This window comes from Polyangiaceae bacterium (genome assembly GCA_015075635.1).
Taxonomy (GTDB): Bacteria; Myxococcota_A; Polyangia; order Polyangiales; family Polyangiaceae; genus JADJKB01.
Genome location: JABTUA010000003.1, coordinates 2,289,649 through 2,302,706 on the forward strand (window position 1 = coordinate 2,289,649; position 13,058 = coordinate 2,302,706).

The 13,058-nt window shown below is 69.0% G+C and carries 12 protein-coding genes; 9 read left to right on the plus strand and 3 right to left on the minus strand.

The window, feature by feature from the left end; genetic code table 11:
- Positions 1–78: 78 nt before the first annotated feature.
- Positions 79–1,053 (minus strand): porphobilinogen synthase, encoded by a 975-nt coding sequence (hemB, locus tag HS104_40950; GenBank protein ID MBE7486327.1) that lies wholly within the window; start codon positions 1,051–1,053, stop codon positions 79–81.
- Positions 1,054–1,127: 74 nt separating this feature from the next.
- On the opposite strand from hemB, the gene HS104_40955 reads away from it, so the two are divergent.
- The 5 genes from HS104_40955 to HS104_40975 are packed head-to-tail and all read left to right on the plus strand — an operon-like array spanning position 1,128 to position 6,235.
- Positions 1,128–2,258 carry a hypothetical protein gene (locus HS104_40955; protein ID MBE7486328.1) on the plus strand — a complete coding sequence of 377 codons (1,131 nt, stop codon included), beginning with the start codon at positions 1,128–1,130 and terminating at the stop codon, positions 2,256–2,258.
- 15 nt (positions 2,259–2,273) lie between these two features.
- On the plus strand, positions 2,274–2,885 hold the full coding sequence (locus HS104_40960) for an NfeD family protein (protein MBE7486329.1): 612 nt from the start codon (positions 2,274–2,276) through the stop codon (positions 2,883–2,885).
- Between the two features lie 34 nt (positions 2,886–2,919).
- Complete coding sequence (locus tag HS104_40965) at positions 2,920–4,221, plus strand: flotillin family protein (GenBank protein MBE7486330.1); 1,302 nt, start codon at positions 2,920–2,922, stop codon at positions 4,219–4,221.
- Positions 4,218–5,456 (plus strand): flotillin family protein, encoded by a 1,239-nt coding sequence (locus tag HS104_40970; protein MBE7486331.1) that lies wholly within the window; start codon positions 4,218–4,220, stop codon positions 5,454–5,456. The genes HS104_40965 and HS104_40970 overlap by 4 nt, the downstream gene beginning before the upstream one ends.
- 56 nt (positions 5,457–5,512) lie before the next feature.
- Entirely contained in the window at positions 5,513–6,235 is a 723-nt protein-coding gene (locus HS104_40975; protein MBE7486332.1) for a hypothetical protein, read from the plus strand.
- Positions 6,236–6,431: 196 nt separating this feature from the next.
- On the opposite strand, the gene HS104_40980 is transcribed toward HS104_40975, so the two are convergent.
- Entirely contained in the window at positions 6,432–6,683 is a 252-nt protein-coding gene (locus tag HS104_40980) for a hypothetical protein (GenBank protein ID MBE7486333.1), read from the minus strand.
- Positions 6,680–7,273, minus strand: coding sequence for an RNA polymerase sigma factor (locus tag HS104_40985; GenBank protein MBE7486334.1), 594 nt, complete (start codon positions 7,271–7,273; stop codon positions 6,680–6,682). Before HS104_40985 ends, HS104_40980 begins: the two co-directional genes overlap by 4 nt.
- A gap of 98 nt (positions 7,274–7,371) precedes the next feature.
- On the opposite strand from HS104_40985, the gene HS104_40990 reads away from it, so the two are divergent.
- The 4 genes from HS104_40990 to HS104_41005 all read left to right on the plus strand — a co-directional run bounded on the left by HS104_40990 (position 7,372) and on the right by HS104_41005 (position 12,928).
- Positions 7,372–7,728, plus strand: a complete 357-nt coding sequence (locus tag HS104_40990) for a hypothetical protein (GenBank protein ID MBE7486335.1) — start codon at positions 7,372–7,374, stop codon at positions 7,726–7,728.
- 113 nt (positions 7,729–7,841) lie between these two features.
- Positions 7,842–8,954, plus strand: coding sequence for a DUF444 family protein (locus HS104_40995; protein ID MBE7486336.1), 1,113 nt, complete (start codon positions 7,842–7,844; stop codon positions 8,952–8,954).
- Positions 8,955–11,723 carry a SpoVR family protein gene (locus HS104_41000; GenBank protein MBE7486337.1) on the plus strand — a complete coding sequence of 923 codons (2,769 nt, stop codon included), beginning with the start codon at positions 8,955–8,957 and terminating at the stop codon, positions 11,721–11,723.
- Positions 11,720–12,928: a tetratricopeptide repeat protein gene (locus tag HS104_41005; protein ID MBE7486338.1), complete on the plus strand. Its 1,209-nt coding sequence runs from the start codon at positions 11,720–11,722 to the stop codon at positions 12,926–12,928. Before HS104_41000 ends, HS104_41005 begins: the two co-directional genes overlap by 4 nt.
- Positions 12,929–13,058: the final 130 nt, after the last annotated feature.

Sequence of the window (13,058 nt, forward strand, 5' to 3'; positions counted from 1 at the left end):
GGACCGATCTCGAGGAACCGCCGCGATTCGATCGGCGTCGTCCCTGCTCTGCGCCGCGGAGCTCCCGCCCGAACGCGCCTACCCCTTCTTCAACAACCTCGCCGCCTCGATCGCCCCGTACGTGAAGATGATGTCCGCCCCCGCGCGGCGCAGGCACAATAGGCTCTCGAGCAAGCAGCGATCGAAGTCGAGCCAGCCGTTCGCGGCCGCGGCCTTCAGTGCCGCGTATTCGCCGCTCACGTGATAGACGGCGACCGGCAGCGCGCTGATCTCGCTGACGGCGCGCACCACGTCGGCGTAGGGCAGGCCGGGCTTGACCATCAGCCAGTCGGCGCCCTCGGCCTCGTCCAGGCGAACTTCGCGCAGGCACTCGCGCACGTTGGCGGGGTCCATCTGGTAGGTCTTCTTGTCGCCGGCGCGGGGCGCGGAGTCGAGGGCGTCGCGGAAGGGGCCGTAGAAGCCCGAGGCGTATTTGACGCAGTAGCTGCAGATGAGCACGTCGGGGTGGCCCGCTTCGTCGAGGGCCTCGCGGATGGCGCCGACGCGGCCGTCCATCATGTCGCTCGGGGCGACGACGTCGGCGCCGGCGGCGGCCTGCGCCACGGCCATCTTGGCCAGTAGCGGCACCGTCACGTCGTTGTCGATGCGGCCGTCGATCACCACGCCGTCGTGGCCGTCGGACGAATACGGGTCCAGCGCGACGTCGGTGATCACCACCAGCTCCGGGAGCGCCGACTTGAGGGCGCGCACGGCGCGCTGGAGCAAGCCGGAAGCGTTCAGGCTCTCGGTGCCGTGCTGGTTCTTCAGCTCGTCGCCGAGGGCGGGGAAGAGCGCGACCGCCGGCACGCCCAGCTCGAAGGCTTCGCGGGACTTCGCCACCAGGAGCTCGATGTCGAGGCGCGCGTGGCCCGGCATGCTCTTGATGGGAAAGGCGCCGGGTCCTTCGTGGACGAACAGCGGCAAGACCAGGTGCTCGGGCCCGAGGTGGGTCTCGCGGACGAGGCCGCGGACGCCTGCGCTGACTCGATTGCGGCGGGGACGGATGGTCGGCATGGGCGAGATCTATGCAGTTCCGCCGCGGTTCTCAACAGTCGCGAGGGAGGAGGGCCGGTGGTACCATCCAGCGCATGGCGGGGATGGCGCTACTCAGGCTCGGTTCTCGACTCTTCTTGGGTGGTGCGTTGTCGCTCGTCGCGCTGCACTGCTCCGCGGGTGGTGACGGCGGGGGCGGCAGCGCCGCGAACGGCGGTGGCGGCACCGGAGCCAACGGCGGGGGAGGGACCGGGACCGGCACCGGCGGCGACTCCGGCCTGATCATCACGACGGACGGCGAGGCGCCGGACTACTCGGTGGACGCGTTCTTCGCCGTCGACCCGCCGCCGCCCGACTGCAGCGACGCCGGCGCGCAACCCATCAAGCCCGGCGGCACGCCGGAGTGCCCCGACGACAAGAACCTCCAGGGTTGCCCGTGCACGAGCGCGGGGGCGACGGCGCCGTGCTGGCCCGGCAAGCGCAAGCACCGAAACCGTGGCGCGTGCAAGGACGGCGTCACCACCTGCCAGCAAAGCTCGGAGTTCAAGCTCGCCTGGGGAGAGTGCCAGGGCTACACCGGCATCACGCCGCCGACCTTCGAGCCGGATCCGAACGCGACGGGCAAGGCCGCCTGCACCTGCTTCAGCGGCGGCTACTGGGACGTCAAGAACACCAGCCCGTGCTTCTACACGGACGGCACGGGCAAGGTGATCGGCGGGGTCTCGACGATCTTGGAGGCGAACGGGCCGCGCTGCCCGACGCAGGCGGAGATGGACTTCGCCACGAGCAAGCCCCCGACTCAGCCCTTCAGCCCGAACACCCTGAAGGTGGACTGCAACGGCTACTTCAAGCTCTGCTTCAAGCTCCAGGCGCTGTCGGCGAAGGGCGCCGCGAAGAGCGCGGGCGACTGCCAGGTGATGGAGGTCTGCACCGAGGGGCACTACGGCCTGGCCGGCAAGGGTCCGAACGGCACCGACGGCGAGCTGCCGATGCCCGACTTGAAGTCGTGGATCACCAAGCCCGGCGCGGAGACGACCTGCGCGGGGCTCTTCTACGCCAACGGCGGCTACGGCAGCTTCAGCGTGAAGGGCATCAGCGACGAGTGTGATCAGGTGGACAAGACCTTCCTGACCTTCGACTACTGCCCCATCTACTGCAACGACCCCGCCAACAAGAGCAAGCCGGAGTGCGTCAACTGCACCACCGGCAGCGGCGGGCCATTCTGAGCTAGAATCTCGGTCGTGGGCATCCTCTACCTGGCAGCGCTGATCGTCGGCTTCGGCACCATCGCCTTGCAGCTCGTGATGGGCGGCGAGGGCGACGCCGACGCCGACACCGACGCTGGAGCCGACGCCGACGCTGGGGACGCCGGCGAAGCGGAGGCGGATCACCATGGCGATCACGGTCACGCCGACGGTGGGTTCTTGCCCATCTTCCTCTCGCTCCGCTTCTGGACGTTCACCTTCCTGGCGTTCGGCCTGAGCGGCTCGCTGATCCACTACCTCGATCTCGCCAACTCGGTGGTGGCGCTGGTCGTGGCCGTCGCTCTCGGCCTGGGAGCCGGCGTGCTCGCGTCGCTGACCTTCCGCGCGCTGGCCAAGAGCGAGGCGAACTCCGGTGCCACCGATCGCGACGCCGTGGGACAGGTCGGCAAGGTGATGATCCCGCTCGGCAAGGGCGCGCGCGGCAAGGTCCGCATCGAGCTGAAGGGGCAGACCGTCGACTACGTCGCGAGCACGGACGAAGCCGAGCTGGAGGCCGGACAGCTGGTCATGATCGAGGAAATGCGCGACACCACTGCGCACGTGTCGCGCGTGCCGGCGGAGCTGCTTCCGCCGAAACGCGAGCCGTAGCTTCCGCTCACCGGCTGGCCTATGCTCGGCCGCCATGCAACCTCAACTGCCGCCGGAGCTGGGGCTGGATCCGGAGTCGACGCTGGTGCTGCTCGTAGCAGGCGGCATCGTCCTCGCGGTCGCGTTCCTGATCTTCGTGCTGTCGCGCTTCCTGGTGATCTGCCGCCCGAACGAGATCGTCGTGATCAGCGGGCGCAAGCACCAGCTCGCCGACGGATCGACCATCGGGTACAAGGTGCTGCACGGCGGGCGGGGCTTCCGCATACCGCTGCTCGAGCAGGTCAGTCGCATGGACATGCGCCTTATCCCGGTGCAGGTCGAGGTGCACAACGCCTATTCGCGGGGCGGCATCCCGCTCAGCGTGCACGCCATCGCCAACATCAAGATCGGCAGTCACCCCGCGCTCGCGCGCAACGCCATCGAGCGCTCGCTGTCGATGACGCCCAGGCAGATCGGCGCCGTCGCCCAGCAGACGCTGGAAGGCGTGCTCCGCGAGGTGGTGGCCGAGCTGACCCCGGAGGAGGTGAACGAGGACCGGCTGAAGTTCGCCGGCACGTTGATCCGGCACGCCAAGGACGACTTCGACAAGCTGGGCATCGAGCTCGACGTGCTGAAGGTGCAGAGCGTGAGCGACGAGCAGGGTTATCTGGCGAACCTCGGGCGCGCGCGCATCGCGAGGATGATCCGCGACGCGCAGAACGCGGAGAACAGCGCGAACCAAGCCATCGCGGAGGCGCAGGCCGGGGCGCGCCAGCGCGCCGAGAGCGCGCAGAAGCAAGCCGAGGCGTCGGTGCTCACCAAGCGCAACGAGCTCCGCGCCGAGCTGGCCCAGATGGAGGCCCAGGCGAAGTCCATCGAGAACGAGGCCGAGGTCGCCGCCCAGACCGCGCGCTCCGAGGCCGAGCAGGAGCTCCAGAAGCTGCGCGCGGAGCTCGAGCGTTTGCGGCTGGAGTGCGACGTGTTCCTGCCCGCCGAGGCAGAGCGCCTCTCGTCCGAGGCCGAGGCCCGCGGCCGCGCCGCGCCAGTGATCGAGAGCGGCAAGGCTTCGGCGGAGGCCCTGCGGTTGGTCGCGGCGGAGTGGCAGGCCGCCGGCAGCGACGGTCGCGATCTCTACGTGCTCCAGCACCTGCGCTCTTTCGTCGAGTCGGCCATCGCTCGGGTGACGCGGGCCAAGATCGAGGAGCTCAGCGTGGTGGACGGCGGTGACGGGCAGAGCTTCACCGGCACCGTCGCCAGCTTCCCGGCCGCGGTCTCCCAGGTGTTGCAGGAGACGGGTCGCGCCGTGGGTGTGGACATGAAAGCCCTGCTCGAGGGCAAGAAGGGAGGTGCGCGATGACCGGCCTGTTGCTCGTCGGCGTGGTCACGGTCTTCGTCGTCGTGGTCGCGCTCTACATGATGGTCAAGCGTCTGCTCTGGGTCTCCACGCCCAACGAGGCGCTGATCTTCAGCGGCACCACGCGCCAGCTGGGCGAGGGGCGCCGCGTCGCGTACCGCTTCGTGCGCGGCGGCCGCGCGCTCCGGCGCCCGCTGGTCGAGAAGGTGGACGTGCTCGACCTCAGCATGTTCACCGTCGCCGTGAACGTGAGCGGAGCCTTCTCCAAGGGCGGTATCCCCCTGACCATCCAGGGTGTCGCGAACGTGAAGCTCCCGGGCGAAGATCCGCTGCTGTCCAACGCCGTCGAGCGCTTCCTCGGTCGCTCGCGCGAGGAGATCTACTACATCGCCAAGGAGACGCTGGAGGGCAACCTGCGTGGCGTGCTCGCGAGCCTCACGCCGGAGGAGCTCAACGAGGACAAGCAGGCCTTCGCCAGCAAGCTCCTCGACGAGGCCGAGCACGACATGAGCCGGATGGGCCTCGTCCTCGACACGCTCAAGATCCAGAACGTGACCGACGACGTGAACTACCTGGCCAGCATCGGCCGCATCCGCGGCGCCGGATTGAACCAGGTCCAGGCCATCGCCGAAGCGGAGGCCCGCGCCGACGCCTCCGTGCAGCAGGCCTCGAACTGGGCGGCGTCGGAGACGGCCAAGGTGGACGCCGACGTGCAGATCGCGCGGCAGGAGACGGCGAAGCGGATCGCGGAGGCGACCAGCCGTCGCGAGGCGCTGATCCAGGAGGCCAAGGGCCAGGTCCTGGCGCAGGTCGCGCAGGTGCGCGCCGAGATCGAGCGCCAGAAGGCGCGCGCGCTTCAGGAGAAGCGGCGGCTCGACGCGGACGTGGTGCAGCCGGCCATCGCGCGGCAACGCGCCGCCGAGGAAGCGGCGAAGGGCGACGCGGCCTCGACCATCGAGCGCGGTCGCGCCGAGGCGGGCTCGCTCAAGGTGCTGGTGGAGTCCTACCGGCAGGGTGGCGCGGCGTCGCGGGACGTCTTGGCGCTTCAGAACCTGATGCCGCTCCTGCCGCACGTCTCCGGCGCGCACCACTCGCTGACCATCAGCAAGTTCAGCGTGCTGCCCTCCCGAGAGGTGGAGGGGGGCGAAGTGGCGCGCAAGGCCATCGGCGCGGCGGAGCAGATCAAGGCCGCGACCGGCGTGGACCTGGCCGGGGTCGCCAAGAAGCTCGGGGGCTGAGGGCGGTCAGCCGGGTGCTGGCGCCGCCGGACCGGGCGGCGCATAATCGGAGCGCTTTGGCCAAGCTTGCTTCTCGGTGGATCCCGGGTTGGGCGCGCCGCGCGGCCGCGCTCGCCGCCCTCGGGCTCGCGTTCGGGCTCGCGTTCGCGGCCTGCGATCTGAACCCGCAGCCGGAGGTGCCGAGCGGCGCCGGCACGGGGGGCGCTGGCGCGACGAGCGGAGCCGGCGGTGCCTCCATGGGCGGCGGCGGCGGCTTGGGTGGCTCGGGCGGCGGCATCAACGTCGGCGGGGCCGCGGGCGGCAGCGGTGACGCCGGCAACACGAAGTGCACCAGCGGCTGCGCGTCGGGTCAGCTCTGCAACGCTGGCGAGTGCGTGGACGATCCCTGCGCCGAGAACTCGTCGTGCACCGCGGAGCAGGCCTGCAAGCCCAACGCGGACTTCACGGCGTCCAGCTGCCTGCCGTCCTGCGCGAACGTCACCTGCAACGCCGGGGAAGCGTGCAGCGACGGCACCTGCAAGCCGACCGGCTGCGGCACGGCCTGCCAGAGCGGCGAGGTCTGCGCGCCGAGCGGCGACGGCGGTTACGCCTGCGTCCCGGATCAGTGCGCCGGCGACGCGGCAGGTCCTTGTGGGCTCGGCGAGGCGTGCGAGCCGGCGAGCGGCGCCTGCCAGCCGGATCCGTGCACCGGCGTGAAGTGCCCCGCGGGCCAGGAGTGCCTGGCCGGCGAGTGCGAGTGGTCCGGCGACGCGGGGCCGATGGACGCCAGCGCGGACTAGGGGGTGTCCCTAGTTCGGTGTGCGACCGGGCGGCGAGCCCCGGAATCACTCGAGCAGTCTTGCCATGATCAGATCGCGTTCCGCCAATGAGGCGTGAGTGCGAAGACCGGCCGGGCCCGGCGCCGGCCGTTTCGACCGAACGGAAGCGTCGCGTGGCGTTTGCGGCCGCCAGCGGAGCGCGAATCGGGAACACCCCCTAGCGGAAGATCGCCATCGTCGCGTCCAGCGCCCACCACAGGTAGACGAAGCACGCGGTGGCCACGAGCGCGGGCTCGACGGCGCCGTCGTAGAACCGCGACGCGCGCCGCAAGGCCGGGCGCTTCGCGAGCCGCGCCTCGCGCCCGAGCACCACGCGGGCGCGCCCACCGATGCGGCGTGCGACGTCGCCGTCGACGTCTGCCGTGGGCAGCGAGCCGAGTCGTGACGCGAGCTCTTCTTCGGTGCTCATGATCGTATCCTCTCTGCTCGGCCGATGTGCTCGGCAAGCGTACTCCGAGCCCGCGACAAACGCTGCCGCACGGCCTCCGGTTTCAGCCCCAACACCTCCGCGGCCTCGCTCGGCTCCATCCGCTCGACGGCGCACAGGAGCAGGACCTCGCGTTGAGCCAGCGGGAGCGCAGCGAGCCCCGCCTCGAGCGCGCGCTCCGTCTCGGTCGCCGCGGCGAGCTCGAAGGGCGTCTCGCTCGCGCGGCCCGGCCAGAGGCCGAGCTCGCGCAGGCGGTCCGCGTCGAGCAGCGCCCAGCGCCGGTAGCTCACGAACGCGTTGCGCGCGACCGTGAAGAGCCAAGGCCGGAGCGCGGTGTCCGGTGGCAGCTCCACCGCGTGCTTGGCCAACCGGAGCCAGGTGTCCTGAAGCAGATCTTCGGCCAGCCAGCGCCGCCCGCTGAGGCGCACCAGGAAGGAAAAGAGCGGAGCGCGGTAGCGGGCGTAGAGCGCGTCGAACGCGGCGGTGTCCGCGGCCCGGAGGCCGGAGAGCAGCTCGCTGTCGCTCGGCTCCGCCACGCTCGGATCAACGCGCGGGGTGGGGCGGCGTGACAATTCATTTTTCCTGTCACGCCCGCCCGGGCCGAGCGTCGTAGGGCCGAGAGCACGGCGCGAGGCCGGGCCGGAAGAAGGAGAGGAAGATGCTGGATTTCATGCGTGCGGGTGGTGTCGGGATGTGGTTCGTGCTGCTCTTCGGGCTGATTTCGCTGGGCGCGGCGCTGCGCTTCGCGCTCTCGCCGGATCCCCGCCGCGTCGATGCCGTTCGGGACCTGACCCGCGCCACGCTGTTCAGCGTGGCCGCCGCGGTGGTCTCGGGCTTCGCTGCGGTGGGCTCCAAGGTCCCGGCCAACCCCGAGTGGGCCATGAGCCCCAAGATCCACCTCATCGTCATGGAGGGCATCAGTGAGTCGCTGGCCGGTGGCATCCTGGGCTTCTGCCTGCTCTCGCTCACCTGGATGGTGATGGCGGTAGGGCACCGGCGGCTCGGCCGAGAGCTCCCGGTGTCCTGAGCAGCGACCCGGCTCGGGTCTGGCCGCGGCGGGCGTCCCGTCGCGGCCGGCGCACTTTTTGTGTCCCTGGGAGACTACGTGGCCGCCGCGATGTGCCAGAATGGCTCTCCAGCATGTCGCTGAAGATTGACCAGGATCACTCGCGCTTCCGCAACATCGTGCGCGGCAAGATCCGGCAGAACCTGCGACGGTACATCTCGCAAGGCGAGATGATCGGCCGCAAAGGCAAGGACCTGGTCAGCATCCCGATCCCGCAGATCGACATCCCGCGCTTCACCTTCGGGGACAAGCAGCAAGGCGGCGTGGGCCAGGGCGACGGAGAGCCCGGCGATCCGCTCTCCGAGAGCGAGGAGGAAGGAGAAGGCGGGCAGGGCAAGGCCGGGAAAGACTCCGCCGAGCACTCCCTGGAGGTGGACGTCACCCTGGACGAGCTGGCGGAGATCCTGGGAGAAGAGCTGGAGCTGCCGGCGATCGAGAACAAGGGCAAGAGCCGCATCGTCTCCGCCAAGGACCGCTACACCGGCATCCGCAGCGTCGGCCCGGAGAGCCTGCGTCATTTCCGTCGGACCTACCGCGAGGCGCTCAAGCGGTCCATCGCCAGCGGCATCTACAACCCCGCGATGCCCGTCATCGTGCCGCAGCGCGAGGACAAGCGCTTCCGCTCCTGGAACGAGGAGACCGAGCCGGTCGCCAACGCGGTCATCATCTACATGATGGACGTGTCCGGCTCGATGGGTGACGAGCAGAAGGAGATCGTCCGCATCGAGAGCTTCTGGATCGATACCTGGCTCCAGAAGCAGTACAAGGGCATCGAGAGCCGCTACATCATCCACGACGCGGTGGCGCGCGAGGTGGACAAGGACACCTTCTTCCGCACGCGGGAGTCCGGCGGCACGATGATCTCCAGCGCGTACAAGCTGTGCGCCAATTTGATCGAGGCGCACTATCCGCCCACGGAGTGGAACATCTACCCGTTCCACTTCTCCGACGGGGACAACTGGAGCATGGACGACACGCTCACCTGCATCGAGATTCTGAAGAAGGACATCCTGCCGAAGGTGAACGTGTTCTCGTACGGGCAGGTCGAGAGCCCCTACGGCTCGGGGCAGTTCATCAAGGACCTGCGCGAGCACTACGCCAGCGACGACCGGGTCATCGTCAGCGAGATCCGCGATCGAGACGCCATCGTGGGCAGCATCAAGGACTTCCTGGGGAAGGGGAAGTAGATGACGCAGTTCGCGATCAAGACGGGCTTGCCGCGCTACCTGCGGGTCGAGCAGGAGAAGATCGAGAAGATCGCTCGGGAATACGGCCTGGACTTCTTCCCGACCGTGTTCGAGATGCTCACCTACGACCAGATGAACGAGATCGCGGCCTACGGCGGCTTCCCCAACCGCTACCCGCACTGGCGCTACGGCATGGAGTACGAGCGCCTGAGCAAGTCCTACGAGTACGGCCTCTCGAAGATCTACGAGATGGTCATCAACAACAACCCGTCGTTTGCCTACCTGCTCGAGGGCAACAGCTTCACCGACCAGAAGCTGGTGATGTGCCACGTGTTCGGTCACGTGGACTTCTTCAAGAACAACTTCGCCTTCCGCCCCACGGATCTGGACTCGAGCGGCGACAAAACCGACCCCATCCGCCGAGCGGCGGGGGAGTACAACCCGAACCGCAAGTGGATGGACAAGATGGCGAACCACGCCACGGCCGTCCGCCGGGTGGTGGATCGCTTCGGCATCGCGCGGGTCGAGGAGTTCATCGACGTCTGCCTCTCGCTCGAGAACCTGATCGACGCCTACTCCCGCTTCATGGTGCGGGAGCGCAGCATCGAGGTCCAGGACGAGCCCAGCGAGGTCGAGGTCCCGCGCTTGCGCTCCAAAGACTACATGGAGGACTTCATCAACCCCGAGGAGTTCCTCGAGGAGCAGAAGAAGAAGATCGAGGCGGATCGCGAGAAGCTGAAGAAGTACCCGCCGGAGCCGGTGCAGGACATCCTGGCTTTCCTGCTCGAGAACGCGCCGCTCGAGAAGTGGGAGCGGCTGATCCTGTCCATCATCCGCGAGGAGGCTTACTACTTCGTGCCGCAGATGCAGACGAAGGTCTTGAATGAAGGCTGGGCCTGCGTGGCACCGGACTCGCTGGTGTACACGGAGCGGGGGCTGGTACCGATGGAGCGCGTGGTGGCCGGCGACGCCAGCCTGGTCTACGACGGTGGCGAGCGCCTGCAGGAGATCTACGACCGCAACATCATCAGGAACCATCCGACGATTACGCTGCGCACCCGGCGTGGGCTGGAGCTCACCGGCTCGAACAACCACCGGGTACTGATGGCGGATGGCGAGACCTGGAAACGCCTCGACGAGCTCAGGCCGGGTGAGCGGGTCGCGATCGCCGGAGCGCATGGCTTCGGCCCGGAGCAGCAAGTACCCATCGCATGGCAACCGAAGACCCGCATCTCGCTCCACGACGTCGCGGCCGACGCCGGGGTCTCGGTGTGGACGGTGCTGCGCCACCGGGCGGGGCGATCGACCCGGAGCGCTGCCGCCGTCGCCGCCGCGCTCGAGAGCTACGAGACGACGGAGAATCTCGGCGGTCGCCACCGCAATCGACGCCCCGTGCGTTTCCCCGAAAAGCTCGACGCGAAGCTCGGGGCCTTCTTGGGCTACCTGATCGGTGACGGGCACATCAGCCGCGTCAAGCATCACCTCGGCCTGACGACCGGGGACGAGACGCAGGCCGTCGAGTTCGCGTTCCTCGCTGGCGAGCTGTTCGGGGTCTTCCCGGTGATGAAGTGGGACGACGGGCGCTGGCGGGTGCTGGTCCACTCCGAAACGGTCAGCGACTTCCTGACCGAGTTCGCCGGCCTCGCCACGGGACCGAGCGCCAGGGTGAAGCGCATTCCCGACGTGATCCTGCGCTCGCCCGAGCATGTCGTGCGCGCGTTCCTCGCGGCGTACTTCGACTGCGACGCCTACGCGGGCCCAGCTGGCGTCATCCTCTCGAGCGCCAGCCGCGCGCTCGTCGGTCAGACGCAGCTCTTGCTGCTGAACTTCGGTGTGCTCAGCCGAATCCGCGCGAACAAGGACGGGACCCACCATCTCCACATCACCGGTCAGAGCGCCGAGCGCTTCCACGAGCGCGTTGGCTTCACCCTCGACCGTAAGACTCGCGCGCTCGAGGCCTACCTGGCCGACCACAAGTGGTTCCTGAAGGAAGACTGGACTGACGAGGTCGTCGCGCTCGACCCGGGCGTGTCCGACGTCTACGACATCTCGGTCACCGAGACGCACCGCTACGTGGCGCAGGGCTTCGTGAACCACAACTCGTTCTGGCACTCCCGCCTGATGACCGAGCGCGTCGCCGACCCCAGCGACATCATCGACTACGCCGAGAACAACGCCGGCGTGATGGCCACCAGCGGCGGTCGCCTGAACCCGTACAAGCTGGGCGTCGAGCTGTTGCGACACATCGAGGAGCGCTGGAACAAGGGCCAGTTCGGCCGCGAGTGGGACGAGTGCGACGACCTCGACCAGAAGCGGAGCTGGGACCTGCGCCTGGGGCTCGGTACCAAGAAGATCTTCGAGGTGCGCCAGCTCTACACCGACGTGACCTTCATCGACGAGTTCCTGACGCCGGAGTTCGTCATCGAGCAGAAGCTCTTCAGCTTCGGCTGGTCGAACCGCAACGAGCGCTTCGAGATCGACACCCGGGAGTTCAAGGCGGTCAAGGAGAAGCTCCTCTTCCAGCTCACCAACTTCGGCAACCCCTACATCTACGTGGTGGACGCCAACTTCGAGAACAAGGGCGAGCTGCTCCTCCAGCACGATCACCGCGGCGTGGATCTGCGCTCGGACTACGCCAAGGAGACCTTGCAGGCGCTGGTGCGCATCTGGAAGCGCCCGGTGGTGCTCGCCACCGTGCTCGACAACAAGCCCGCGCTCCTGCGCTTCGACGGCAAGGAGCACAGCGTCAGGAACGACGCCACGCCGTGAGACCCTGGCTCGCCGCCGGCCTGGTTTGCCTCGCGTGCGGCAGCGAGCAGCCCCCGGCTCGGGCGCCGTCAGCCCAGCCGCCGCTGCCACCTCCGCCGGGGCTCTACTCCGAGAATCACACGCCCACGCCCCTCGGCACGGCGCCGGCCTGCGCGCCCGGTGCGCCCTGCACGCCGCCCGTCGCGCCGACGGCGAGCGCGAGCGCGAAGGCGCCGGAGCCACCTCCGCCCGAGCCGCCCAAGGCCGGCAAGATGCCCGGCGGCCTCTCCCGCGGGACCGGCGACGCGCTCGACGCCGCGCTCTTCGAGGGCGACAAGGCCTACGCGGCGGACCAGCTGAAGAGCGCGAAGCAGCACTACGAGAAGGCGAAGAAGCTCGCCCCGAAGGATCCGGCGCCGGAGATCGGGCTCGTCCGGGTGGCGCTGGCCGAGTCGGGGGTGGCGACGGACTTCTCCGCCGCGCCGAAGGACAAGAAGATCCTGGCGCTGGAGAAGCGCGTCGCTGCGGTGATCAAGACGCACGCTGGCTACGGTCCAGCGCGCGTCGAGCGCGGGCGCTTGCTCCTGATCCTGGGTGAGGCGGACAAGGCGCTGGCGGAGCTCGAGAAGGGGGTCGCGCTCGAGCCGACCGATCCGGAGTCGCACTCGGCGCTCGGGGTGGCGCTGCTCGCGACCGGCAAGGCCGAGCAGGCGCTGTCGCGCTTCCGCCGCGCCGCGGAGCTCGACCGCGACAACCCGGCGCGCCTGGCCAACCTCGGCACGGCGTACATGATGCGCGGCCAGGTCGAGGAGGCCATCAAGGCCTACGAGCGGGCAGTGGCGCTGGCGCCGAACGATCCGCGCGCGCGGGGCGATCTGGGCACCGCGTACCTGGCGGCGAACAAGGCCGACCAGGCGCTGCCGCACCTGGAGCAGGCGGTGAAGCTCGCGCCCGACCGCGCCACCTTCCTGTCGAACCTGGGCTACGCGCAGCAGCAGCGCGGCGAGCTCGACAAGGCCATCGCCACCTACCAGCTGGCCCTCAAGAAGGACGACAAGCTCGGCTCGGCCTGGATCAACCTGGGCACCGCGCTGGCGCAGAAGGGGAAGCTCGACGAGGCCGAGAGCGCCTTCAAGAAGGCGCAAGCCCTGGATCCGAGCGACCCCCGGGTGAAGGCGAACCTGGAGGAGCTCGCCGAGCTGCGCAAGAAGAAGGGCAAGCCCTGAGAACAGTGTCGGCGAACGCCTGCTCGGGCCCAAGTCGCTGACTTCATTGGCCGCTCGCCGATCCGGCTGTTCGGGCGCTGAGCCTCGTTTCGCCAAGCTTCGCGCACTTGGCTGTGGCACGCGCCTTGAA